This is a genomic window from Beijerinckia mobilis, assembly GCF_000745425.1.
In the GTDB taxonomy this organism is placed as follows: domain Bacteria; phylum Pseudomonadota; class Alphaproteobacteria; order Rhizobiales; family Beijerinckiaceae; genus Beijerinckia; species Beijerinckia mobilis.
Genome location: NZ_JQJH01000001.1, coordinates 195340 through 221054 on the forward strand (window position 1 = coordinate 195340; position 25715 = coordinate 221054).

General features: G+C 55.0%; 22 protein-coding genes and 1 tRNA gene. 15 read left to right on the forward strand and 8 right to left on the reverse strand.

The window, feature by feature from the left end; translation table 11 throughout:
- Window positions 1–53: 53 nt before the first annotated feature.
- The gene (nifH, locus tag DL88_RS00855; protein ID WP_034990729.1) at window positions 54–926 is read right to left on the reverse strand and encodes a nitrogenase iron protein; all 873 of its coding nucleotides are present in this window, start codon (window positions 924–926) and stop codon (window positions 54–56) included.
- A 677-nt stretch (window positions 927–1603) separates the two neighbouring features.
- Here nifH and DL88_RS00860 point away from each other — a divergent pair.
- The 5 genes from DL88_RS00860 to DL88_RS00880 all read left to right on the forward strand — a co-directional run bounded on the left by DL88_RS00860 (window position 1604) and on the right by DL88_RS00880 (window position 6508).
- On the forward strand, window positions 1604–2065 hold the full coding sequence (locus DL88_RS00860; RefSeq protein WP_034990731.1) for a response regulator: 462 nt from the start codon (window positions 1604–1606) through the stop codon (window positions 2063–2065).
- 446 nt (window positions 2066–2511) lie between these two features.
- A complete protein-coding gene (locus DL88_RS00865; RefSeq protein ID WP_034990733.1) occupies window positions 2512–2958 on the forward strand; it encodes an ArsC/Spx/MgsR family protein in 447 nt (148 codons plus the stop codon).
- Window positions 2955–4943, forward strand: coding sequence for a SagB family peptide dehydrogenase (locus DL88_RS00870; protein WP_051955430.1), 1989 nt, complete (start codon window positions 2955–2957; stop codon window positions 4941–4943). The genes DL88_RS00865 and DL88_RS00870 overlap by 4 nt, the downstream gene beginning before the upstream one ends.
- Window positions 4944–5017: 74 nt before the next feature.
- Window positions 5018–5842: a rhodanese-like domain-containing protein gene (locus DL88_RS00875; RefSeq protein WP_034990735.1), complete on the forward strand. Its 825-nt coding sequence runs from the start codon at window positions 5018–5020 to the stop codon at window positions 5840–5842.
- A 219-nt stretch (window positions 5843–6061) separates the two neighbouring features.
- Window positions 6062–6508, forward strand: coding sequence for a hypothetical protein (locus tag DL88_RS00880; protein WP_034990737.1), 447 nt, complete (start codon window positions 6062–6064; stop codon window positions 6506–6508).
- A gap of 166 nt (window positions 6509–6674) precedes the next feature.
- On the opposite strand, the gene DL88_RS00885 is transcribed toward DL88_RS00880, so the two are convergent.
- Together DL88_RS00885 and DL88_RS00890 are read right to left on the reverse strand one after the other, a co-directional pair.
- The gene (locus tag DL88_RS00885) at window positions 6675–6980 is read right to left on the reverse strand and encodes a hypothetical protein (RefSeq protein ID WP_156970862.1); all 306 of its coding nucleotides are present in this window, start codon (window positions 6978–6980) and stop codon (window positions 6675–6677) included.
- 463 nt (window positions 6981–7443) lie between these two features.
- Complete coding sequence (locus tag DL88_RS00890) at window positions 7444–7845, reverse strand: DUF2237 family protein (protein ID WP_034991181.1); 402 nt, start codon at window positions 7843–7845, stop codon at window positions 7444–7446.
- Window positions 7846–8810: 965 nt separating this feature from the next.
- Between DL88_RS00890 and DL88_RS00900 the strand changes: the two genes are divergently transcribed.
- Window positions 8811–11489, forward strand: a complete 2679-nt coding sequence (locus DL88_RS00900; protein ID WP_051955432.1) for a DNA translocase FtsK — start codon at window positions 8811–8813, stop codon at window positions 11487–11489.
- A 177-nt stretch (window positions 11490–11666) separates the two neighbouring features.
- Here DL88_RS00900 and DL88_RS00905 read toward each other — a convergent pair whose 3' ends face one another.
- The gene (locus tag DL88_RS00905; RefSeq protein WP_034990743.1) at window positions 11667–12500 is read right to left on the reverse strand and encodes a helix-turn-helix transcriptional regulator; all 834 of its coding nucleotides are present in this window, start codon (window positions 12498–12500) and stop codon (window positions 11667–11669) included.
- A gap of 93 nt (window positions 12501–12593) precedes the next feature.
- Here DL88_RS00905 and DL88_RS00910 point away from each other — a divergent pair, with 93 nt between their 5' ends.
- Window positions 12594–13493: an SDR family oxidoreductase gene (locus DL88_RS00910; protein ID WP_034990745.1), complete on the forward strand. Its 900-nt coding sequence runs from the start codon at window positions 12594–12596 to the stop codon at window positions 13491–13493.
- Between the two features lie 1053 nt (window positions 13494–14546).
- Here DL88_RS00910 and DL88_RS00915 read toward each other — a convergent pair.
- Window positions 14547–14621: transfer RNA gene (locus DL88_RS00915), tRNA-Gly, on the reverse strand.
- A 331-nt stretch (window positions 14622–14952) separates the two neighbouring features.
- On the opposite strand from DL88_RS00915, the gene trxA reads away from it, so the two are divergent.
- Entirely contained in the window at window positions 14953–15864 is a 912-nt protein-coding gene (gene trxA / locus DL88_RS00920; protein ID WP_034990747.1) for a thioredoxin, read from the forward strand.
- 65 nt (window positions 15865–15929) lie between these two features.
- Entirely contained in the window at window positions 15930–16598 is a 669-nt protein-coding gene (locus tag DL88_RS00925) for an LON peptidase substrate-binding domain-containing protein (RefSeq protein WP_034990749.1), read from the forward strand.
- Window positions 16599–16724: 126 nt separating this feature from the next.
- On the opposite strand, the gene DL88_RS20070 is transcribed toward DL88_RS00925, so the two are convergent.
- The 3 genes from DL88_RS20070 to DL88_RS00940 form a co-directional block, all read right to left on the reverse strand.
- The gene (locus tag DL88_RS20070) at window positions 16725–17318 is read right to left on the reverse strand and encodes a hypothetical protein (protein WP_156970864.1); all 594 of its coding nucleotides are present in this window, start codon (window positions 17316–17318) and stop codon (window positions 16725–16727) included.
- 139 nt (window positions 17319–17457) lie between these two features.
- The gene (locus DL88_RS00935; RefSeq protein WP_034990753.1) at window positions 17458–17880 is read right to left on the reverse strand and encodes a type II toxin-antitoxin system VapC family toxin; all 423 of its coding nucleotides are present in this window, start codon (window positions 17878–17880) and stop codon (window positions 17458–17460) included.
- The gene (locus DL88_RS00940; protein WP_370736374.1) at window positions 17877–18224 is read right to left on the reverse strand and encodes a FitA-like ribbon-helix-helix domain-containing protein; all 348 of its coding nucleotides are present in this window, start codon (window positions 18222–18224) and stop codon (window positions 17877–17879) included. The genes DL88_RS00935 and DL88_RS00940 overlap by 4 nt, the downstream gene beginning before the upstream one ends.
- A 777-nt stretch (window positions 18225–19001) precedes the next feature.
- Between DL88_RS00940 and DL88_RS00945 the strand changes: the two genes are divergently transcribed.
- From DL88_RS00945 to DL88_RS00970, 6 genes are all read left to right on the forward strand, one after another.
- Complete coding sequence (locus tag DL88_RS00945; RefSeq protein WP_245270567.1) at window positions 19002–19457, forward strand: hypothetical protein; 456 nt, start codon at window positions 19002–19004, stop codon at window positions 19455–19457.
- A 33-nt stretch (window positions 19458–19490) separates the two neighbouring features.
- Complete coding sequence (locus DL88_RS00950) at window positions 19491–19871, forward strand: hypothetical protein (RefSeq protein ID WP_156970866.1); 381 nt, start codon at window positions 19491–19493, stop codon at window positions 19869–19871.
- Complete coding sequence (locus DL88_RS00955) at window positions 19868–21181, forward strand: phage terminase large subunit (RefSeq protein WP_051955434.1); 1314 nt, start codon at window positions 19868–19870, stop codon at window positions 21179–21181. The genes DL88_RS00950 and DL88_RS00955 overlap by 4 nt, the downstream gene beginning before the upstream one ends.
- A 109-nt stretch (window positions 21182–21290) precedes the next feature.
- Window positions 21291–22697: a phage portal protein gene (locus DL88_RS00960; RefSeq protein ID WP_034990760.1), complete on the forward strand. Its 1407-nt coding sequence runs from the start codon at window positions 21291–21293 to the stop codon at window positions 22695–22697.
- Between the two features lie 18 nt (window positions 22698–22715).
- Window positions 22716–24005, forward strand: a complete 1290-nt coding sequence (locus tag DL88_RS19135) for a hypothetical protein (protein ID WP_051955435.1) — start codon at window positions 22716–22718, stop codon at window positions 24003–24005.
- A 144-nt stretch (window positions 24006–24149) separates the two neighbouring features.
- The gene (locus DL88_RS00970) at window positions 24150–25658 is read left to right on the forward strand and encodes a hypothetical protein (protein WP_034990762.1); all 1509 of its coding nucleotides are present in this window, start codon (window positions 24150–24152) and stop codon (window positions 25656–25658) included.
- The last annotated feature ends 57 nt before the right edge of the window (window positions 25659–25715 follow it).

Below are 25715 nucleotides of genomic sequence, written 5' to 3' on the forward strand. Positions count from 1 at the left end.
TTCGTCGTAGTGTAAAGACCGGCCCCTCCGGAGAGGGGCCGGCTTAAGGCCAATTAGGCCGAGAGCTGCTCGGCGGTGAGGCCGACCTGGGACTCGTCGACCTGCTTCATGATGCCGAAGGACATCAGGATGTCTTCGAGTTCGTCCATGGTGATCGGGGTCGGGATGATGCCGTTGCCCTTGTTCGCATGGACCTTGTTGGCAAGCGTACGATACTCGTCGGCCTGCTTGGAATCGGGAGCATATTCAACAACCGTCATACGACGGAGCTCAGCATGCTGCACGATGTTGTCGCGGGGAACGAAGTGGATCAGCTTGGTGCCAAGGCGCCGGGCGAGCTCTTCAGCCAGCTCGAGTTCCTTGTCGGTCTGACGCTCGTTGCAGACGAGACCGCCCAGACGGACGCCGCCCGAGTTGGCATACTTCAGAATGCCCTTGGAGATGTTGTTGGCCGCATACATGGCCATCATCTCACCGGACATGACGATGTAAATTTCCTGAGCCTTGTTCTCACGGATCGGCATGGCGAAACCGCCGCAGACCACGTCGCCGAGAACGTCGTAGGAAACGTAGTCAACGTCTTCGTAAGCGCCGTTTTCCTCGAGGAAGTTGATCGAGGTGATAACACCACGACCCGCGCAGCCAACGCCCGGCTCCGGACCACCCGACTCGACGCAACGGATGTCGAGGTAACCGACCTTCATGACGTCTTCGATTTCGAGGTCTTCAACGGAACCAGCGGCAGCGGCGAGGCTGAGGATGGTGTCCTGGGCCTTCGAGTGAAGGATAAGACGGGTCGAGTCAGCCTTGGGGTCGCAGCCGACGATGAGGATCTTGTGGCCCATCTGGGCGAGGCAGGCGAGGGTGTTTTGGGAGGTGGTGGACTTGCCGATACCACCCTTACCGTAGAACGCAATCTGGCGCATTTAAAGATCTCCTAAGTGCCGTTTTGCTATTTAACCGTGGACCCGAGACGCATGATTCCTGCCACAATTCCTGCATCAGGTTTCGATACGCCATGGCGGCGCGGGACACGACACGTCACATGCCTTCATATCGGCGACGCATCCCTGCGCCTTCTCTCGCAATCAGCGTGCCAATCTTCCGGAAAATGTGAGACTGTTGAAAATATTTGCATTTCTGGCGACACGCCGAAATGTTTGGTCGTGTTCAGATTCCGACAACGCCTTTTTGCTGTCACGAACGAAACAGCATTTCTGAATGGCGAGCCGAGCGATGAGGGGACGCCACGACCTTCCGAACAAGCGACACATTGAATAAAGGGGGCGTAGAAAAAAGGGTCGAATTGAGCAGCGCCCGGAATTCAAAGCGCATGTGCGTTTAAGTCCGTTTAAGAATTGCAAACAGGATTGGGCACGCCGGGCGGGTCGCTCGCATTTAGTATAGAGTGCCAAACACCCGCGCATCTCAAGCGCGGTCCAACGAGCGAATAAACGAAGCGCAACACGTCTGGGATAGCAGCCCTTGCCGCTCGACCGGCCGATGCGCTAAAATCCGAAGTCAATATGGCTGCCGGGTATAAAATTTGCTGCGGCAGTGCGATCGACAGCGTCGGGCGACGCATTCAGGGAGCAAGGTCAATATGCAGATCGGCGTCGATAATGACCGCAGGGTCGAAAACAAGCGCGTCTTCGTCATCGACAGTGACGGTGTGACGGGTTCCATTCTTCAATTCATGCTCGAAGATCACAACGAGACGCATGAATTCGCCTCGTTGCAGGAAGCATTCGATTCCTCCGAGAAGGTGGTCTATGGCAAGACCGAAAAGACGATCCCCAATCTGGTCATCGTCGGCGTCAATATTCTCGAGGAAAAAGGTCTTGATGCTCTGAAAGAGATCAGCGCCAAATTTCCGGACGCAAAAATCGTCGTGCTCGCCGATAATGCGGAAAACCCTCTCGCCAAGGAAGCCTTGGCAAAAGGCGGTGGCGCCCACGGCATTCTGACCAAACCCTTGACCGTCGAAACTGTACGGCGGAAGGTCGACATGCTTCTCGGCCGCCTGAAGAGCGAATTCGTGCAATTGACTGATTTCAGCTTCTGAGATCTCTCGGTTTGCCTATTGAAAGCGCGGCTTTGCCGGGTTTTGTCCTGGCAAGCCGATCGATCCGCTGACGATCACATTTTGGCATCGGACCGAGCAGCCAGGCGTCCGGTGCCTTTTTCATGATCGTTTCAGATCCATTGTCGTTCTGTTGCGCAGGCGATGCCAGACCGCGTAATCCCCACCTTCGCGCGGAAGGGTTCGCATCCCGCGCGAGTGATGCTGCTGCCGCAAATCGACAGGACCATAGGATGATCCATGGCGCGCGGAACCGGACAGTCCCTATCCCTCCTCCTGGCAGTCTTGTCCAATCCTGCTCGCCGCTTCCCAATTTTGCTTCCTTTCGAAACCCGCGAACGATTAGCACGACGCGTGCTCGCCTTCCGGTCGCGCCCGTGGCCGGCCTGATGAAAGGCGGCCCGTCATCCTTCCGGAGGCTCACGACCATGCATATCGTCTTTTACGAAAAGCCCGGTTGTTCCAATAACACCCGTCAGAAAGCCCTGCTTGAAGCCGCAGGCCATGACCTTGATGTACGCAATCTTCTTGTCGCACCCTGGACGGCGGAACAGCTGCGTTCTTTCTTTGGTGACCGGCCTGTCGCCGAATGGTTCAACAAGGCGGCCCCTCAGATCAAATCCGGGTCGGTCAATCCGCAAACACTCAATGCCGATGAAGCAATCGCGTTGATGCTGGCGGAACCGATCCTGATCCGCCGGCCCCTGATCGAAGCCGCGGGGCAGCGTCGTGTCGGGTTTGATCCGGCTGAAATGGAGGCCTGGGTTGGCCTGCAGGCACCGCGCGTGCAAGGCGTGGATCTCGAAAGCTGTCGGCGGCCCGAAAAAGCGGCGCCCTGCCCGGATCAGCCGCCGCAAAAGGAAGCCCATTCATGACGACCGCGCTGCCCCCCGCCAATGCAGCGGATGTGATCCTTGCCTATCATCAGCGCACGAAACATAAGATGGACCGGTATGCTGCCGGTCCCGAAACCCTCGACTGGTCGGAACAACCCAATCCATTTCGCTCCTTTGCTGGCGCGGAGGCGCGGCTTCTGCCCCTCAGTGCGGAAGCTTTCACCACGCCTTTTTCCGATATCTACAATCCCGAGCGCGTGGCCGCGGCACCGTTCGACGAGACCTGCCTCGGCGCGCTTCTGCAATTGTCGATGGCTCTGAATGCCTGGAAGGAATATGGCCCGGACCGCTGGGCCATGCGCAGTAATCCTTCGAGTGGCAATCTGCATCCCACCGAAGCTTATGTGCTCGCCCGCGGTATTCCCGGCCTCGCGGATGGCGTGCATCATTACACGCCCACCAACCACGGGCTCGAGTTGCGGTGTCCACTGGCCGACACCCCTGCTCTTTCGACTTCGGCCGATGAACCGGCCTTGTTCATCGGCCTTTCCTCCATCCATTGGCGCGAGGCCTGGAAATATGGCGAGCGGGCCTTTCGCTATTGCCAGCTCGATGTCGGCCATGCCATCGGCGCCCTGCGCTATGCGGCAGGCACGCTCGGCTGGCACCTCCGGATGGTGGAAGGCCTGACGAGTGGTGAGATCGCGCAATTGCTCGGTCTCGACCGCGACGGCGATTTCTCGGGCGGTGCCGAGCGCGAGGCTCCCGACATTATCCTGCGCGTCGTGCGCACACCCACGGCCATGCCGATCAAGGGAAACGAAACCGACTCCTGGCTGAAGCAGCTCGCGGATTGGCGCGGCAAGGCCAATGTGCTCGATCGTCACCATATGTATAAATGGCCAGTGATCGATGAAGCTTCCGCCGCGACCAAAAAGACCGAACCGAAAGCCGAACCGCACTATCGAGGCAATTTTCCCGGTATCGGTGAAGGAACAATGGAGCCTGCGCCTCAGGTGATCCTCAACCGGCGCAGCGCGCAGGCCTTCGATCGCACAGCGCGCATGGGCAGCGGCTCGTTCTATCATCTCATCGACAGATTACTCGCGCGCGCGGTCGCGCCCTGGGATGTCTGGTCCTACAAGCCGCGCCTGCATCCGGTCTTCTTCATCCATCGTGTCGATGGGCTGGAGCCCGGTCTTTATATTCTGCTCCGCAACGCCGATGCGGAAATGCGCCTGAAACAGGCGACGCATCAGGAATTCGCCTGGAAACGGCCGGAGCATGTTCCGCCGCAATTGAATTTCTTTCAGCTGCTGCCCACCGATTGCACAAAAGTTGCCCGGACCCTGCATTGCCATCAGGCGATCGCCGCGGATTCCTGCTTTGCCCTCGGCATGCTGGCGGAATTCGACGACATCGTCCGCGACGAGCCCTGGCGCTACAAGCAATTGCATTGGGAAGCCGGCCTCATCGGCCAGGTCCTTTATCTCGAAGCGGAAACGCTCGGATTCCGCGGCACCGGCATCGGCTGTTTCTTCGACGACGCGATGCACGAGATTCTTGGCCTCAAGGATGCACAATTCGCGACGCTCTATCATTTCACAGTCGGCTTGCCCCTGATCGACACGCGTATGCTGACCCTGCCCCCCTATGGGGAGCGTACGATCTCCACGGCATCCGACACGGCTCCGACGGAAGGACAAACCATGGCTGAGGAAGCGAGCTTCGAACGCATCGGTATCGACACCGCACGGCAATTGCTGGCTGATGAAAGGACGCTGGTGCTCGATGTGCGGGATCCGGGTTCCTACGAAAGCGGCCATATTGAGGGCGCAGAACATGCGACGGAAGCCAATCTGTTCCATTTCCTCTCGACGACGCCGAAGGATACGCCGGTTCTGATCTATTGCTATCACGGCAATTCCAGCCAGGTTTATGCAAAGACCTTCGCCGATTTCCGCTTCAAATCGGTCTATAGCCTCGATGGTGGCTATGAAGGCTGGCGCAAGGCCAATGGCTGAGACGCGACGCGACAGTTTCTCCTTCCTGCCCTCCCTCCGGTATGTCCGGATGTTTCCGCAACAGGATCTTTCTCATGGCTAGCTATCGCAGGATCTCGATCGACGAGGCGCGTGGCATATTGGGCGCAGACACTTCTCCCCTCGTAATCGATGTCCGCGATCCGGCTTCCTTCGAAAAAGGCCATATCGAAAAAGCCTTGCGCGTCGATCTCACCAATCTCGAAGGGGTGCTGAAGGAGACGCCGAAAACGACGCCAGTCCTCATTTATTGCTATCACGGCAATTCGAGCCAGGCCTATGCCAAGGCATTCAGCGCCGCCGAATTTACCGATGTCTACAGTATGGATGGCGGCTATGAGGAATGGCACAAGGCCGAAAGCCGGGCCAATGCCACGCCGATCGAGGAAGCACCTCCGGTCGAAGGCCTCAGCGATGCGCTCGAAGCCTTTCTCAAGGAACATGGCTATCCCAAGGGCGGCGTCAATGCCGTGACTCCGCAAGATCTCATGACGCCCCTGATGCGTGCGGCTCATCTCAAGGCCAAGCCGATCGTCGCCGAATTGTTGCAGGCCGGCGCACGCGTGGATGCCAGCAACAATGATCAGAACCAAGCCTTATGGCTGGCCTGTGTCGGTGACGATCCCGAGATCGTCGACATGATCATCGCCGCCGGCGCCGATCTCAACCATGCCAATATCAACGGCTCAACGCCGCTGATGTATGCAGCCTCGGCCGGCAAGGCACAGGCCCTAGCCAGGCTTCTCGCCGCTGGCGCCGATCTGGACTATCAGGTCGATGGTTTCAGCGCCATCGATATGGCCTCGACACTCGAATGCCTCAATATGATGCGCGAAGCAAAACGTCAGGCAAAAGCCGCCAAAGCCGCAGCGGGCAAATAGAGCCGCTCCATATCCAATGAATCTGGAGCGTTTCGGCCCGGAAGCAACAATGCAGTCCGTTTGCCAGCGGGATCGTGATAAAGCATTCTGATTAGTTTGAAACGCTTCACAATCCCATGGCTCTGAAAATACTCTATTTTTGAGCCGTGTATTTCTGGATATATCCGAAACACACGTCCACTCTCGTGATCCTGAAGGGTTACATTTCAAGAGGGTTACATGCCTGAGCTGCTGACTCTTCTCGCGGATTCAAGGGACGGAAAACATTTCGAGATCACACTCGAACATACGGAAGGCGATAATGGCGTACTCCGTCTCGAAAGCTGGAGCAGCAATCTCGACCACCGCCGCGATGAGCCATCCCGCGATGACTTTCTGAAGCTTTACGACATTCGCTTCGATCGCGTTCAAAGGCTCATCTGCAAAGCGAAGATGAACGGTTCCTATCCGACAATCACTTTCATGTTTGCTCCGCCACAAGATGGCAAGCCAGCAACCATACGCGCTGTCATTGCCGATACATTCGCCAGCCAGGGCGACGGAACGCTGGATTATACGCTCGATTCCGTCGATTATGAAAAAGTGATGCGTTTCCTGTCGGAAGCCGCGTTTCCGATGATCGAGGCATCCGTCATCAAGAACGAGAAAGCTGTTCTTCGCCGGTGACGATGGGCGAGCGCACTCCCATATGGGCAGGCGCCGCACCAGCAATGCCGAAGCAAATCAACGGGGCTTGATAGAGCCCTAAATTCTCAACGTCAGACGAACTTTGGACGAGATGCGCGAGTGGCTCTTTGATAAACGGCGCCAAGCCTGCTTTCAAAGATCCTCCTCAACGGTCAGGCTGCCGCATGTAATTTTCGAATTCGGTACGAATCCCGCTGTCCTCGCCCTCAGGAGCATTGCCACTTCCCATGGTGCGATCGGCGGGATTTCCGATGACATCCTTCGGCACCATGCTTCCAGCAGCCTCATCACCAAGGACTCTTGTTGCTGGTCCGGCTTTTATCGTCGCGGGCGCCGATTGCGTCATCGTATTATAGCTAGGGGTGGTCGGTGCCAAATTCACCTGGGCAAGAGCCGCATCCGACATGCCGATGAAAATCAGGGCGCCAGACAAGAGATTTCTCATTTTCATTTGCCGATCCTCGCCAGACAGAATGAACCGCTTCAACGCCTGTTTGAACGGTAAAGCTGCCAAATGCAGCCTCCTTTCACGCAACGCCGACGACAATATTTTAGATGCTATTATTTTAAGCGCAAACAGAAGCGCCGAAAAGCAGAACGGATAATCCGCCTTCCGCTCATCTTTCCAGCGGGAAATATCTGGTCATCGGTTTCATTTGCCAAGAGAAGCGTGTCGGAAAACAACAGACGCTCTTTACGGATGAGACGCCGACAATCCTCAGGCTTTCTGGAGCGTTCCGGACCTATCCGAAAACGCTCCAACCAGGCCAACCACGGCATTTTACGGCATTTTCAGGCACGCTCGCCTTCCCGACGATTTCCAGCCGGCTTTTCCCATCGCCAGGGATCGAATGCGTCTCCGCGGCACGAACGAAGATGGCGCGAGAGAATTTCATCGCTTCAATGCAAAAAGATCAAGAGAGATCCACCGCATAACGCTTGAGATCTTCCAAGGCGCAATAAGCAAGCGCGCCTTCATGCGTCGCCCTCAGAACGACACGCGGCATTTTGCCTGCCTCGAAGGCTTCCTGCCAGCGCGGCGCGCAAAGGCACCAGCGATCTCCCGGCTTCACTCCGGGGAAGCCATATTGCGGCAGGGGCGTGGAAAGATCATTGCCACTCGCCTTGGAAAAAGCGAGGAACTCTTCCGTCGCCACGATACAAACCGTATGGCTGCCTATATCCTCGGCGGAAGTGTCACAGCAGCCATTGCGGAAAAACCCCGTCAATGGATCGAAGGAACAGCTCTCCAGCGGTTGTCCCAGCACATTGCGCGAAGGCCTGCGGCCCCCATTTCCCGTATCATCTCTGAACATGAAGGCTCCAAGCCGAAAGGAAGCGGCGAACGCTGCGTCCGCCTGACCTTGAGAAAAGCTGGCGAAAACTAGGTAGAGACGGCATGCGCCCCGGACCCGTGCTTCCCTCTTGTCCATGCAACAGCAAAGCCGAGCTCCCCTGCCCGTATGAAGACGCATTCTCCCGCAGCCTGTCACTGGCGATTGCCACACAACCAGACGGCGATTTTTCCACGTCGGGGGTTTACGTCAACAGCAAGCAACGTTCATGAGTGCGATTTATCCTGTGACACAGACAATGGCAATAACAGCGCGGCGCCACCCGCAGTGACCACGGCAGGATCCGGCTCTCGGTCCAGTCCCGATGAAACGCGAAGTGCTAAAGACAATTGTTTCATTCCGAACATGGACCTCTGACAGAGAGATCTCACATAGACGTGAAGAGGAGATTTGTCTAAACTGACTGTCAGTTGGTTCTTCCATGTGGCCGGTACGGGGGCGAGGCCAGCTGCGAGAACGCAGGCATGGAGAGACGGCTCGAGCCCGGTCTCGTCGCCTGGAGCAGTTTTGATCGTTGCACAAAACTCCTCTCGGATGCGACGAGACCGGGCCAATCCCCGGAACCTACGGCTTTGCCGGCTCACGCTGAAGGGACCGCCCCACGGGTTTGCCTCCCTCGCGTCAATTCGCCAGATAGATCCCAAAGGATCGCGGTCGCAAAGCTGCGGCAAGCCCCCCCCGCTTTCTCACTCCCCATGACGATGCGCGACGCCATCAAAATGCCCGAGAAAGCCGCACAGCCCCTCCCAATCGTGGTCCGGCGCCATTTTAAGGTTAAATCCCCTTTAACCGCTCCGCTCTACTTTAAGGCATGAACAGTCTGCCGAGGCCGTTGGGGCACGCTTTGGCCGTCCCGAGCGAGTCCGCCTGATTGATGGAGCCGTTCTCAAAGAGAACAGCTCGCCATCATGGAACACGTGAGACGCATGCGAACGACCTCACATTATACCGTCATGGATCATATTCCCGAACCCGTGCGCATTTTTACGGCGCGGCGGGGCGCGGAAATCGCGGGCCTTTGTCTTCTTTTCGGGATGATTTGCCTCACTCTGGCGCTTGCCTCTTGGTCGGTCCAGGATCCGAGTTTCAACCATGCGGCGGATGGTCCGATCCGCAATTTCGCCGGCGCGCCCGGCGCCATCATCGCCGACCTGCTCATGCAGATGCTCGGTCTGTCAGTTCTCGCTTTCGTGCTGCCGCCGGCCTTTTGGGGCTGGCGGCTTCTGACCACGCATAAACTCGACCGACTCGGAACCCGGCTGGCTCTATGGTCGATGGGCATTCTCTGTATGGCCGGCGTCGCATCGCTGCTGCCGCCGACTCATAGCTGGCCGCTGCCGACAGGCCTCGGCGGTGTTCTCGGCGATGCCATACTCTTCCTGCCTCAGAAGCTTTTCGGTTCGTTCCGCGTCGGCCTGATGCTTGTCGGTGCCGTGCTCGCCATCGGCACCCTGCTGTTTCTCGCGGCCAGCATTGGCCTGCAGCCGCATCCGCTCGATATGGAAGATGTTGCCGAGGACGAAGATATTCCCGCCCCCACGCTCGCGCGCGCCGGCAAGGATGAAGATGTTGCCGGCGCCCCGGGACTTCTGCTCGTCGGCCTCACCGGCCTGGTCCAGCTCGGTCTCGCACTCAAGGGGATGATTGCACGCGCCCTTGAGCGGCGCCGGAACATGGCCCCATCGTCTCCTGCTCCCTGGCAGGTGGGTTGGCGCGAACATCACGGTGATTTCGACCCGCCACTCGATCTCGCCGCCGAGCCGTTGCAATGGCTGGAACCAGCGCCCGAACCGCCCCCCTTCGAGCCAAGCGCCTATGCGCCGCGCGCGACCCGTGAGGCGGCCCGCCGTCAGCGCGCCGCTGCCGAAACGCGGCAACCGACGCCCGTCGACGAATGGCCCCCCGCTCCAGAGGAAGCAGCGGATGATTATGATTTCGCCGCGGATCTGCCGCCGCTCAGCGTCACGCCGCCAGCCCCGCCGCTGAAACCCAGCGCCCGGGCTCTGCAGGAAAGAAATGCGGGTTCTGCCGCCACGCCTTTCCGCGTCTCAGCCCGCAACGCCAATCAGGAATTCGAACTGCCGCCGCTCGCCATGCTGAGCGAGCCGAAGAAACAGACCACCCGCCTTTCCGAGGAAGCTCTGCAGCAGAACGCCCGCGTGCTCGAAGGCGTTCTGGTCGATTTCGGCGTCAAGGGCGAGATCATCAATGTCCGCCCCGGCCCGGTCGTCACCCTTTATGAACTGGAGCCCGCCCCCGGCATCAAATCCTCGCGCGTGATCGGGCTTGCTGACGATATCGCCCGCTCCATGTCGGCACTGTCGGCGCGCGTCGCCGTGGTCCAGGGCCGCAATGCCATCGGCATCGAATTGCCCAATCTGCGGCGGGAAACCGTTTTTCTGCGCGAGCTTCTCTCAGCCCAGGATTTCGAGGAGAGCAAGCACAAGCTCGCCATCGCGCTCGGCAAGAATATCGGTGGCGAACCGATCATCGTCGATCTTGCGCGGATGCCGCATCTGCTCGTCGCCGGCACCACCGGCTCGGGCAAATCCGTCGCCATCAATACGATGATTCTCTCCCTGCTCTACCGGCTGAAGCCGGATCAGTGCCGGCTCATCATGGTCGATCCGAAAATGCTGGAACTCTCCGTCTATGATGGAATCCCGCATCTTCTTACGCCTGTCGTCACCGATCCGAAAAAGGCCGTTGTCGCGCTCAAATGGGCGGTCCGGGAGATGGAAGACCGCTACAAGAAAATGTCGAAGGTCGGCGTGCGCAATATCGATGGCTTCAACAGCCGCGTCGCCGAGGCCGCCGCCAAAGGAGAAGTGATTACGCGAACGGTGCAGACCGGATTCGACCGCGAGACCGGCGAGGCGGTTTACGAACAGGAGGAAATGAACCTTTCGGTTCTGCCCTATATCGTCGTGATCGTCGATGAAATGGCCGATCTCATGATGGTCGCCGGCAAGGATATCGAAGGCGCGATCCAGCGTCTCGCTCAGATGGCGCGCGCCGCAGGCATCCACCTCATCATGGCGACGCAGCGCCCCTCGGTCGATGTCATCACCGGCACGATCAAGGCGAATTTCCCGACCCGCATTTCCTTCCAGGTGACTTCTAAGATCGACAGCCGCACCATTCTGGGCGAGCAAGGCGCCGAACAATTGCTGGGCCAGGGCGACATGCTGTATATGGCCGGCGGCGGCCGCATTTCGCGTGTACATGGTCCCTTCGTCTCCGATGGGGAAGTCGAAAACGTCGTTGCGCATCTGAAGACGCAGGGGCAGCCTGATTATCTCGATGCCATCACCGCCGAGGATGAAGAGGGCGAGGCCGACGAAGCCGCGAGCCCCGGCAGCATGGATGCCGAGGAAGGCGGCGATCTTTATGATCGCGCAGTAGCAATCGTCCTGCGCGACAAGAAATGTTCGACCAGCTATATTCAGCGCCGTCTCTCGGTAGGCTACAACAAGGCCGCCTCATTGGTCGAGCGCATGGAACAGGAAGGCGTCGTCAGCGCGCCCAATCATGCCGGGAAACGCACGATTCTGGTCGGCGGCGGCATTGATCGCGGCGCCTTCGACCTTGCCGCAGAGGGATGATCATCAGGCCGAAGTGAGCAATCAGGACGAACATACAGACAATCAGATCCCGCCACAGAGGTTTCATCGGGATCACGCATGATCATCGTATTCCATGCCGTATTGCGGGCCGCAGAATGATACAATCAACCGTTTTCAACAGGCCGTCGTGCTGATTGCGAGAGGGCTGCAACGGCTTCAGCGGCTCTCCATCGCCGCCCGGATCTTCCCGGAATCCTCCCTTGTCGCAGGATTATAGACCACCATGGTCAGGTCGGTGCGGCCATCGACCGCGAAAACCGAAAATTCAAAGGCGATCGGGCCAAGAACCGGATGCCTTATGTGCTTGATGGCCTCGCCATAAGTGCCGCTAACCTCGTTGTCACGCCACATCTCCTTGAACTCCGGGCTCTGTCGGCAAAGCTCTTCCACAAGAGGTCCCATCTCGACCGCAGCCCCCGCACGGACGGCGTCCAGGCGAAACGCACCCAGGGCAAATCGCGCGACGCTTTCCCAATCATATTGCGCGGTGCGGGCGCGCGGGTCGAGAAAGAGAAAACGCAAAATATTGCGCTGATCCGGCGGAAGCGACCCGTAATCCATCAGCAACACTGTCGCCGCGCGGTTCCAGGCCAAAACATCCCAAGTCGCCGTCCTTATGATCGCCGGGCTAGGATCCAAGGCATCGAGCACGCGCTGCAGCCGTGGCGTGATGGCGCCATTCTTTTGATAGCGCGCTTCAGGCGGCCGGCCGAGGCCGAGCAGAAAAAGGTGTTCGCGCTCGATATCAGTCAGCATGAGAGCACGGGCGATCCGGTCGAGCACATCCGCCGAGGGCGCTCCCCCACGGCCCTGTTCGAGCCAAGTGTACCAGGTCGCGCTGATATTGGCCCGCTGCGCCACCTCTTCCCGGCGCAGACCGGGGGTCCGGCGGCGTTCCGGGGAAAAGCCGAAAGCGGTAGGATCGAGCTTCATGCGCCGATCCTTCAGATAGGTCCCAAGCGCGTTCTCGTCAGAGGAAAACTCGGTCATCCTGTTATTTGTTTTACTATGATAATCTCACGACTTTACCAGAATAGATCAGCAGCCGAAATTTGTCTCCAATGAAACCCGGAGACAGAGTTCATGCGTGTATTTGTAACTGGCGCAACCGGAAACATCGGCTCGGCCGTCGCCAAGGAATTGATCGCGGCAGGCCATCAGGTTCTCGGCCTCTGCTGCCGCGAGGAGGAGAAAGCAAAAGGCCTGACCGCCGCCGGCGCAGCGGTCCATCGCGGATCACTGGAGGATCTGGACAGCCTGAGAACCGGCGCCGCGCAATCAGACGGCGTCATACATCTCGCCTTCAATCATGATTTCTCGAAATTCGCGGCAAGCTGCGAGGACGACCGGCGTGTCATCACGGCACTGGGTTCTGTCCTTGCCGGGTCGAGCCGTCCACTGGTCGTGACCTCGGGGACCGCTATCGCCAATAGTGTGCCCGGTGAACCGGCCAAAGAAGACAATCCGATCGTCGGTTCTGACCGACATCCCCGTGCCGCTTCGGAAGAAGCCGCCCTCGCCGCAGCAGCAGCGGGAGTCAATGTCACAGTGGTGCGGCTCCCCCAAGTCCATGATCCGGTCACACAGGGGCTGATCACTCCAGTGATCACAATGTATCGCGAAAAGGGCGTATGCGCCTATGTCGGCGATGGCGACAATCGCTGGCCCGCCGCCGCTTTTCCCGATGTGGCCCGGCTTTACCGATTGGCTATCGAAAAGGCCGAGCCCAACGCAAGATATCACGCAGTCGCCGAGGAAGGCGTCCCGATGCGAGAGATTGCCGAGACCATCGGCCGGCGCCTGCAGCTTCCGGTCAAATCCATCTCTGCGGAGGAGACGGAGGCCTATTTCGGCTGGCTCGCCAGTTTTGCGGGTCTCGACCTTCCGGCCTCCAGCGAGCAAACCCGCAAAAACCTGGGTTGGATCCCAAGCGAACCAGGTTTGATCGCCGATCTCGAACGGCTTCAGTTGCACGATCACTGAGACAAACAGGATGTAGCGTCAACCTGCCCTGCTCCAAGCAAACTTTCCAAAGTTTGCCTCCTTCCCAAAAGGATTCCCTGCGGGCCTTGCTGCCGCGATAGAGTTCTGCCTCGCCGTACACATTGTTGCTGACACTGCCCCGCCCAGACGACATCACGCCGATCAGTCCTGTCGGCGAGACCAATGTTTCCAGACGCTCGATCACCCGCATTGGGCTCAAGGCGTTGGTGAGCATGATCTGCACGAACATAGCGGGGGAGCCGGCTCCAATCGTATCCGTGTCATTGGGATTGCTAATCCCGGCATTCACGAACAGCATGTCGACCATCCGCCCCGCTAAACGGCCATACAGCGCGGCAAGCTGATCCGACTTATTGATGTCGAGAGTCTCAATTTAAAGCGACCGTCACTTATGTCCGCGAGTTCGTGCAACAGGGTTCGCCCGCCTCCGGCGCGCACAGTACCGATGACATACCACCCCTTTTTCAGGAATTCGGCCGCCATGGCATGGCCGAGACCTCATCAGGATGCTAAGCCCGCTCACCGCTGGCTGCGCGACATCGCGCCCTCGATATGCCGGCGAGCCTATCCGCGACGGCGAGGATGACGATGATCCGACTGGTAGGAGCAGGTTACGGCCCTCAAACCGAAGCCAAAGGGATATGAGAGGGACCACTGCCTGCAGGTAGTGAGCCGGTTCCCGCCCAGCACTCACACGCCCTACATCCATTGCACGCGGCTAAAACTCGACGTCATCGCGATCCAAATGCTCGTAGCGGCTCGCCGAGATGACCATCACATATGATACCCTCCACACCCGCCGGCATCAGCGTCCTATAGAAGGCCAACCTCACCCTGCTTACTCAAAACAAATGACCATTGAGCCAATCGTCGTCAACCATCGAAAAAATCGATCGACACGCTCGCACCGCACGCGGGTTGGCCCAAGGCTGCGGGCGGCCACGCCATATCAAGGATCTGAAAGCACCGAAAAGAAAACCAGAAAAGCCGCCCTAGGGCGGCTTTTCTGGTTTTCTTTTCGGTAATAAAATTTGGAGCGGGCGAAGGGATTCGAACCCTCGACCCCAACCTTGGCAAGGTTGTGCTCTACCCCTGAGCTACACCCGCATCCAGAAGCGCTGCGTCAGCGCCGTGGGCACCATATGGCCTAAACTTCTCACGAATGCAACATGGCTTCGCAAAGAAAATGCATTTCCGCCGGATCTCTTTTTCCTGTGTGGATAAAGAGGACGGACGACAAGGCTCAGGCTTAGCGATATGAAGCAGGTCTCCCTCTTCTCCTGCGCGCCAGAGGCGCAGGTTTATGCTTTCTCCTGCCTATGAGGGGGACTAATAACGAATATGATTCCCATTCTGCTTTTTTGTGCCTGGGAATTTGCTCCGTCTAATAGTTTCATGGCATGTCTTCCCGGAAGATGGGTTGAAGAGGTTTGAGATCATGGCAGGTCCGGAAACACCAGCAATGCTGTCCCCTGAAGGGGAAAAATCATCGTCCATTGCCGAGACGACGACCGGGACTTTTGGCCAAGATGTGATCATGGCCTCCAAGCAGCAACCGGTGCTGGTCGATTTCTGGGCTCCCTGGTGCGAACCCTGCAAACAATTGGCGCCAATCCTAGAAAGAGTGGCGAAGGCTGCTAACGGCAAGATCAAAATCGTCAAAATGAATATCGACGAAGACCCTCAAATTCCGGCCAGACTGGGTGTTCGCTCGATTCCCGCCGTGATCGCCTTCAGCCAGGCCCAACCTGTCGATGGATTCATGGGAGCCTTGCCGGAAAGCCAGGTGCGAGGCTTCGTCGAACGTCTCGTCGGCCCACTTGAAGAAGAAGAGGATCTCCTCGCCATCGCGGAAGGCCTGCTCGCGGCCGAAGATCCTGTAAGCGCCGCGGAAGTCTTCTCTGCAATTCTGAAAGAGGATCCCGGCCAATTCGCGGCTGTCGGCGGCCTCGCCCGTTCGTTCCTCGCTGCGGGCCAGATCGAAAGCGCGAAGAAGATTCTTCTCTCGGTCCCTGGAAATGCGGAACGTGACCCTTCCATCGCGGCGGCAAAAGCCGCCGTCGAACTGGCAGAGCAGGCAGCTTCACTTGACGACGCGGCCGAACTGGCCCGCAAGATCGAGGCAGATTCTGAGGACTATCAGGCGTTGTTCGACTATGCTCTGCTGCTCAACTCAAAAGGAGAGCGTGAGGCAGCGGCATCAGCTTTGCTGGATATTTTCAAACGCAATCGTCAATGGAATGATGAAGCCTCGCGCAAGCAATTATTGCAATTCTTCGAAGCCTGGGGCCCGATGGATAAAGCGACAATAGCGGCTCGCAAAAAGCTGTCCGCTCTCCTGTTTGCCTAGGCGTCTAATCCCGACGCTAATGGCGTGGTTCAAGAAGAAAATGATTGGGCATGCAAGGATCTCCCATGAGCATCAACACGCCTTACCGTAGCCCCGAGGAAATGCCTTCTCTCTTTCCCCTGTTTCCGCTCTCCGGCGTCCTGTTGCTGCCGCGAGGCCAATTGCCCTTGAATATTTTCGAGCCTCGCTACCTAGCCATGGTGGACGATGCTTTGAAGGGAGAGCGAATCATCGGAATGATCCAACCAGATACGGATGCTCCTGGCCTTGCGGGCGTTCCGCCATTATTCCAGGTCGGCTGTGCCGGGAGGATCACGCAAATCAGTGAAACCGGCGATGGCCGCTACCATCTGACCCTGACGGGGATCAGCCGGTTTCGAATCCTCAAGGAAGCCGAAGTCGATACGCCCTACCGCCAATGCTATGCCGATTTCAACTTCTTCGCCACGGATTTCAAACCCGGCTCGGGAGAAGAATATGTGGATCGAACAAGCCTGCTGCGGACTCTACGGGAATTTGCGGAGTTCAATGATCTGCAAATCGACTGGAAGAGTATCAACGACGCTCCAAATGAAGCTCTTGTAAACGCATTATCAATGATGAGCCCTTTCGGAGCGAAGGAGAAGCAAGCGATCCTCGAAGCGATCGATTTGAAAGCCCGAGCGGATGTGCTTATTGCCATTACCGAACGTGAATTGTCACGTGGGCGACGGGAATCGCCCCTGTTACAATAACACACATTCCTAGATATCCATCGAGCAGGCGACTGATCTTAACGGGCGGTCATTTATAATTGTCGCCTGCAATGCTATACTTGTATCTTGGGCAATTTTGTCAGGAAAAGCACGCTTCCATCCTCTTCATTCATCACCTGCATCATTGCCCAGAGGGCTGTAATATCCGGCGAAGAATGGGGTGCCGACGCCATCGACAGGATTGAAGACACCATATCGATAACCTTCATTAGCGGGCACCCAGCTTTCAAAACGCGCTGTATTTGTCGCGATCGCAATTTGTAACGGATCCAGGTGAGGAAAAGCCCCCCAAGGTCTGCCGCGCGTCGGGCCACTGGCGTGACCATGATCCGGCAAAGGGTAGAAACCGAACCCGGACTCCGGATCTCCAACAAGCGCAACATAACGTCCGTGTCGCCGTCCCGCCGCATAACGTCGCGTGTCGTCTCGGCTTCTGCTAACCGGATACAGATAGGTTATATGTGTTCTTCCATCGGGGAGAACATGTACGACTTCTTTTGGAGAAATAGCGCCAGACCGTTTGTCAACCTGCTGTCCCGGATGACCCTTTAATCTGCTCGAGGTCAAGGTTTCTGCATGAATGGCTGATAACGGAAATGATATTCCCACGATAGTGCAGATGATTTGTCCCCAACCACGCCGCATAATCAGTCTCCAGGAAAAAGACGACAATTCCCGACGAATGGAAGTCTCAAGCATTGTCTCCACCCGGTAGAAGTTCTCAGATCGACGGCCTTCCAATCGATCAGTGAATGATTGTATCGTCGCCGACAACAGATGAACCGTCGCCTCCCTCGCCGGAAGGCATGCCCCTCTGCCCATCCAAAACATTCCCGGTTCAGGTTGCGCGCCAGGGATCAATGACAGCGACGCCGCATCCGATGAAATCCTTCGTCTTCTGTGTAGCGATAATAGCCCCATAGGTTCTGGCCGTTGCGGCAATCATCGCATCTTCAACCTCTATCGGGATTCCTGCAGTTTCACGCGCATGCCGAATTTCGGCATAGAAGACAGCGCAAGAACTATCAAAAGACAGAATCCGATCACGAAAACCTGTTTCAAAGAAAGTGACGACGCGCGCAACCAGATTGTCCCGCTTACGCCCGGCCGGCATTAACGCGAGGCCATAGCGGACCTCGGCCTTGCAGATTGCCGCAGTGAAAAGTGTTTCTGGTGTTTGCGCCATAATATAGGAAATGACTGCGGAATTCGGTTCCACTTTCATCAATTCCGCGATGACGCTTGTATCGAGAAGTATCACGATTGATCCGGCGGGTTGTATGAAGAGCTGGAGAAGTCGATGCTGGCTCGCCTGGCAGAGCCACCGCGCGCCGGAATATTGACGTCGGTTCCATTGACCTGGCCAAAAAGACGACGAGCAAGATCCGCCAATGTTTCGCGCGCGGGGATTTCCTCTCTTGCGACGGCAGTCCGCAACAGCTCCCGCGCTTCTTCCTCCAAAGAACGGCGATGCGTCGCCGCCCGCGCTTTCAGCCGGGCGTGGAGCGCATCATCCACATTTCGAATTAAGAGACTGGCCACCTTTAAAAACCTCAAATCCTGTGAGCTGGAACTGAAAAGCCAAGACTCATGCAGATGCCGCACATGGGGACTCAAGCCCAAAAAACAAAGTATTATCAATCGCTATTTCGAGTAGCATCATCTCGCTAAACGGGCAATGCCTCTTAATCGAAATCCCCCGTCCGACGATTGTGGAACGTCTATTCCCGCATGAAATGATCGAGAATAAAAGTAATTTTTCTGAGGCCTCAGCGTAACACGCCGCCGCATTCCGGCGGCTCCGAAACGGCCACCAAAGATAAAGACCGCATTTGCGATCTCTTTATATAGAGGCGCCTTTCCGTCAGAGAAGAAAGCATTCCTCATCTCATTCTGAAACCGTCCGAACCCCCTACCATTATCCACAAGGATAAACGACGCTGCAGCGCACGCAAGCCATTATCCTGGAAACCTTTATTGACCGTTCGATCAGAAAATTATTTCAGCCAACCCCACCGCATTCCATCGTGATCAATGCACATTTGCATCGCATGAATTTCCAGAGCGGACAGGACCTCGCTGTAGCCATGACCGTTGCCTTTTATCTCTGATAGGGAATTTGGCATCTCCAATCATATGACCTCCCGATGTTTACTCGAAAATGGAAACAAGAATGGACCAGAGGAGCGAAAAACCACCCCCAAAAACGCGATTTCCTCGTGAAAAATGAAACAACTAGCACAACATAATTATGTCTTATTACAAGGCGCCATGGTCACGGCCATCGTTGACATTTTGGCAATATAACGCCTTAATACATCAATCGCTGATTACTGAAATCTTCCAAGAAGAGCAGCAATTCCTAAAGCGAAAACGCTTAGATTGCGTTTGCAGATGTTGTGTTCTGCTGCATTTAATAAACAACGCCTCTATCGTAGAATAAACTATGGAGAGCTTATGGATAATCATATCGAAGCAGAAGTCGAAAGCCCTCCGATCGAAACGATCTGTGTCGTAAATGGAATTTTGAAAACCAGATGGACAGATGAACGCATAGCCCGCCTCGGCTTTCTCGTCGGCCTTGGCTGGTCCGGCGAGCGGATTGCAGCCGATCCATTGATACGATCGACGACGAATAACATACACCGTCAGGCACAACGCTTCGGTTTAAGGTTCAGAGCAGCCTCAGCAACACAACTTCAAAAGCCGATCCGAGAGGTGTTGGACGCTGCGGCGATGAAACGCGGTATCACCCAGGAAAAACTGATCCAACTCATTCTGGCGACATTGGCGCAGGAACCGACTCTTATCGATAACATTCTCGACGACGGCGAATAACAGCAAGTCACAGCTTCTTTTAAGCCAGGGATTATGATGGATCAGTCCAACAAATCCACGAAAGTCCGAAAAACAAGGAAAAGCAGTCGAACATTATTCGAGCCGACAGACGAACAAAGGCGACAGGTAGAAGAAATGGCAGGATTTGGCCTTCCCGAGCGCCTGATTGCAAAGTCGATGAATATCGATGAAGCGATATTAAATAGATGTTTCAAGAACGAATTGGATGTCGGGATCATCAGGGCGAATATAAAGGTAGCGGAAAACCTTTTTCGACAAGCAATTAAAGACGATCCGAAAAGCATTTCAGTTGCAATATTTTGGGCCAAGACACGGATGGGATGGAAGGAAACGATTACGAACGAAACACGTATCTCTTTCATTGAACGTGATCATCTTGATCTTGAAGTATGATGAGTATCCGTTTCAGTGTCGCCCAAAACCACGCAAGAGAAGTTCTCTCTAAACATCGATATTCCTGTATCTTCGGCGGTACACGCTCAGGGAAAACGTTTCTTATTTTGCGTGCCATCATTCACCGCGCGCTGCGCGCCTCCAATTCGCGTCACGCGGTATTGAGGTTTCGAGGGAATGCCGCGCGGGCATCGATCGCCCTCGATACATTTCCTGTTGTGCTACAGCGTTGTTTTCCCAATCTCGATGTCGTCGAACATAGGCAAGAGGGATATTTCCAGTTCCGAAATGGATCGCAGATCTGGATTGGTGGTTTGGATAATCAGGATCGTGTCGAGAAAATTCTCGGCCTCGAATTCGTCACGATTTTCCTGAACGAAGCGTCGCAGATTCCATATTCGTCAGCAATCATTGCATTTACGCGTCTGGCTCAGGTCGTCCCCGAGCTCAGACAACGGGCATTTGTCGACCTCAATCCCGTTGGCAAGAATCATTGGACGAACAAGCTTTTCATCGAGCACCGGGACCCCGTGACCATGGTACCAATTCGCAATCCGGAAGATTATGGGTCCGCTCGTCTCAACCCGATCGACAACGCACATAATTTATCGAAGGACTTTCTCGACAGTTTGGATAATCTTCCCGAAAAGCAGCGTAAACGCTTCTACGAAGGCGCCTTTGCCGACGAAATCGATTGCGCCTTATGGGATTACGAGCAAATTGCCGCCTGCCGCTGCCCAATTGATAATATTCCAGAATCCGATCGTGTCAGTGTAGTCGTTGCTGTCGATCCTTCCGGCGCATCAAATAGCCAGGATATGAGTTCGGACGAAATTGGGATCATCGTCGCCGCCCGGGGCAGAAACGGAAAGGGCTTCATACTCGCCGATCGATCATTACGAGATGCGCCCTCCGTCTGGGGTCGTATCGCTATACAAGCCTATCATGAGTACCACGCCGATTGTATCGTCGCAGAATCAAATTTCGGCGGCGCCATGGTTGAGGCTGTCATTCGCGCCGCAGATCCGAATGTGCCCATAAGGATGGTGACAGCTTCACGAGGAAAGGTGATCCGTGCCGAACCTATTTCTGTGTTATATCAGCGTGGTCTTATACATCATGCAGGACGATTCCCCGTTCTCGAAGAACAATTATGTCATTTCACAACCCATGGCTATGTCGGAACAGATTCACCAGATCATGCAGATGCTATGATCCATGCTATGACTTATTTACTCTGCAGTTCTAACGATACAGGTATTATCGAGTTCTACAGACGCATAGCCGACAAAAGTCCATTTCCTGAATAGCGGATAGTCCAATCTATCACAATTATGAATTATGAGCACACCGTCAGCGGTGCCACTGCAGCGTCTCCCGCAGGAAATCAATCTATAAAAAACAAGGATGCTTCGATCAATGGTAGAACGCCGTGGTATTCAGGGTATCCCCTTGTCACCTTATCAGATCAGCATTCATTACAATAATTCATATTCTCAAAATTCGTCTGAAGGGACTTCAGATTGGTTTGGCCCACAGCGACCAATGCCTCCCATAGCGCCACCCGAAGTCTCAGGACGCCAATGGGATTTTCAGCCCGGATACAACCTTTCGTCAAGTACACGATTCAATAATACAATAGGCTTCCCGGAATTACGCGCATTTGCTGATGGCTATGATCTCCTGCGTTTGGCCATTGAAACTCGTAAAGATCAGGTTGTCCGGTTGAAATGGTCGATCAAGCCGCGGGTCGCCGGCGCGTTCGATTCTGCAAAGCTGGAACAAATCAATCGATTTTTTTATAGACCAGACGGACACCATACATGGGACACATGGCTCCGTATGATCCTGGAAGATCTTTTTGTTATCGATGCTGCGACAATCTATATGCATCGGGATCGGGGCGGACGCCTAATCTCTCTGATGCCGATTGACGGCGCAACAATCAAGCCCGTCATCGACGATTGGGGGCGCATCCCGCAACCCTTCTATAAAAACGGTGAAATTGTTTATCCCGTTGCCTACCAGCAAATTCTCAAAGGCCTGCCCGCTGTTGATTACACAATACGTGACCTGATCTACCGCCCCCGAAATGCGCGCACACATCGTGTCTATGGTTACAGCCCCGTCGAGCAGATTATTTCAACCGTCAATATAGCGTTACGACGCCAGGCATTTATTCTCGATTATTACACAGAAGGTAATATCCCGGCTTCATTAATTGGTGTTCCAGAAACCTGGACCCCCGATCAAATTGCTAGTTACCAACGCTATTGGGATGCTTATTTTGACGGTGTCGAAGGACGTCGACGGAAAGCCAAATTTGTTCCCGGAGGCGTGGCCAAGACCTTTATTCAGACACAGGAACCAGAACTCAAAAATCTGTTCGACGAATGGCTTGCTCGTCTTATCTGCTTTGCTTTTTCTTTATCGCCACAAATGCTGGTTACTCAAGTCAATCGGGCGACAGCAGAAACTCAAAAGGATCTCGCTGAGGAGGAAGGTTTATATCCTCTTCTGTCATGGCTCAAATATTTTATCGATGAAATCATCGAGAAGGAATTCGGCGCTCCAGAATTGGAGTTTTCCTGGGGCAGTGACACCAAAATGGATCCCGCCGTTCGCGCGACTATTCTCGCCGAATATATCAGCAAAGGCGTCATGACGATCAACGAAGCGCGATCCGAGCTGGGATTGGCTCCTCTAGCGGAAAATGCTGCCGACAGACCGATGGTCCTGACAACCGACGGATATGTACCATTACAAATATTTGGAGACGCCCAATCCACCAGAGAACAGAACTCCAATATTGACTCGCCGACATGAAATATACACAGGATAACGATGTCGCATCCTTTGCTGTTTGTCCCCCTCACAAAAATAGATCAAGAAAAGCGGCTTGTCTTCGGGATCGCTACCGCCGAAAAGATCGATCGCTCCGGAGAAGTCTGCGACTATGCTTCAACGAAGCCTTTGTATGAGCAATGGTCTCAGGCAATTGCCCAGGCAAGCGACGGTAAGTCATTGGGCAATATTCGCGCTATGCATCGTGACCTTGCCGTCGGCAAAATCATAGCAATTTCATTTGATGACGACGCAAAGCAAATAGAAATTTGCGCCAAAATCATCGATGATTCCGAATGGAAGAAAGTCGAGGAAGGAGTTTATACCGGCTTTAGTCAGGGCGGTGTTTATGCAAAGCGATGGATCGATGACAATGGTGTCACTCGATATACCGCAGACCCATACGAGATCTCCTTGGTGGACATGCCATGCCTACCGACTGCTACGTTCCAGATCATCAAAGCCGGCGGTCAAATGATCGAAAGAACGTTTAAAATAGGAACTCAGGATCCAACGCTTGAGGGATTGCAGCCGGAAAATGACGCTGTTGATGCAGGTCAGATCTGTTTGGATACTGTCATTCTGGAGTCCTGGAGCAAAGTGACAACAATTATCCAGGAATTGGAAAGCATTTCAGAGGAAATATCACTCGTACCTTCATCAGACACACAAGACTCGATCAACCACGCGGAATTCGCTGACTATATTAAGAGTCTCTGCACAATTCTCACTAGCGCTCTCACGGGCCAAATCGCCCAGTTATTTGTCGATTGTCCTGATGATTTTGTACAAGCTGCAAGTTCAGACGGTGAGCCCACCCAAAAAAACCTACGTAATCGACACTCGACGCTCACGAAAATTTTGCCTCTCTCCCTGAATACCTTTCTGGCAAAAACGCGTCTTTACAACAATCGTGTCGCGGAAGATGACCGTACCGTTCCAAAAATTGCGGATGCTACAAAAACACCGAAGTCAGATAAGCATCAGCACCTGGAAAAGGCTTTGACTGCGGCTGTGGAATTAGCCAATACGACACATCAGCTCATCGAGGATCAATTACTCCCGACGTTACACAAAATGTCTGATCGGCTCGAGGCGATCGAGTCTCAGCCACAACCTCTGCCATTTACGACCGAGACACGGCCCTTAAGCAAAGCACAAGACACAAGCGGGTGGAATGTCGATGATCTCGATCAAGCATTCAGTCAGATGAAATCAGAAGAACGAGAAATGTTTATTTTCAAATATCTGCTGAACCAGCCAAAAAAAATGGGCTTGGCTCACCGGTAAGCCTCGGTCGGAAATAAGATTCTTACCGAGCATTTTTCCGCGAAAAACGTCGTGAGATTGGGCTTTTCTCATCCCACACGCAACCAGAATCCCATCTATATTTCAGATTATTATTAAAATTCGAACTATTTATAGGAGAATTGTATGACGTCTACTGCCCTGGATGTCCTCGAAAAGCTCAAGGTCGCGCCCGCGATCAATGATCCACGCTTCGTCAAGAATGGGACATTCACTCAGAGCAGCTCTGCCCTAAGCGGACTGACGTATTATGATCTCGAACTTGGCGCCAAGCTTGTTTATCCTGTTCTCACTCCGCTCCGCAATATCATTCCCCGTGTTTCTGGCAAGGGTGGTATTCAAGCGTCCTGGCGGGCCATTACGGCGATCAACGCGGGTGGAATGCGGCCAGGAGTATCAGAATCGAACCGCGGTGGCGTTCAGACGATTTCAACGCAGGACCGCGTCGCCACTTACAAAGGAATAGGTATAGAAAGCACTGCCTCCTTTGAAGCATTTTACGCTGCTCAGGGCTTTGACGACATCCGCGCGCTCGCCGCAAAAACTGGCCTTGAGTCGCTCATGCTCGCGGAAGAAAGCATGATTCTTGGTGGCAATAACTCGCTGCCGCTTGGTTCAATTACCGCTCCCACCATCAAAGCCCTTTCGAGCGGAGGATCGCTTGCGGCCCAGACGTGGTCTGTCATTGTCGTTCCGCTATCCCACGATGGAATGATCAACGCCTCTGTCGTTGGCGGTATTCAACAAAATATTCAGCGCGCCAACGCAGATGGTTCGACAGATTCGTTCGGCGGCGGTGCCGGCTACAAAAGCCCGAGCGCAACGATCACCACCTCTGGCTCGACTTCTTCTCTCACGGCAAACGTTCCTCCGGTTTCCGGTGCCCTGGGCTATGCGTGGTTTTGGGGGGCGGCGAACCAGGAAACATTGGGTGCCATCACTTCGATCAACTCTGTGATCATCACCGACCCTGCAACCGGTACGATGAAAGCAACCTCGCTGAACAATAGTTCAAGCAGCGATCCCACTGATTATTCCGTAAACAACCTTGCATTTGATGGCCTGCTCACGCAGGCGATGCGTCCTCAATCGGGGGCTTATTATGCCATCCAGGGAGCAGGAGATCCGGGGGTCGGCACGCCACTTTCCGGGGATGGTGCCGGCGGAATTGTCGAAATTGATGCGGCACTCAAATCACTGTGGGATAATCTACGCTTGTCACCGGATACGATCTGGGTGAGCAGTCAGGAGGCTCTCAATATATCGAGAAAGATTCTCTCCGCCTCAGCAAATTCTGCGCAACGATTTGTCTTCAATTCGGAACAGGGAATGATTGGTGGTGGCGTGATGGTGCGCACCTACCTCAATCGCTTTTCGATGCAGGGTGGATCCGTCCTCGACATCAAAATTCATCCAAATATGCCCTCGGGGACGCTTCTCATGACGACAAGTCAGCTGCCCTATCCTCTGTCGAATGTCGGCAATGTCATGCAGATCAGAACGCGACAGGACTATTACCAGATCGAGTGGCCGCTGCGGTCACGTCAATATGAATATGGTGTCTACGCTGACGAGGTGTTGCAGCATTATTTCCCGCCGAGCATGGCTGTCATCACCAATATCGGCAACGGCTGACGCCATTTCGCATCACCCCCCAAAGAGGCTGACAGAACGTCAGCCTCAAACCCTGAG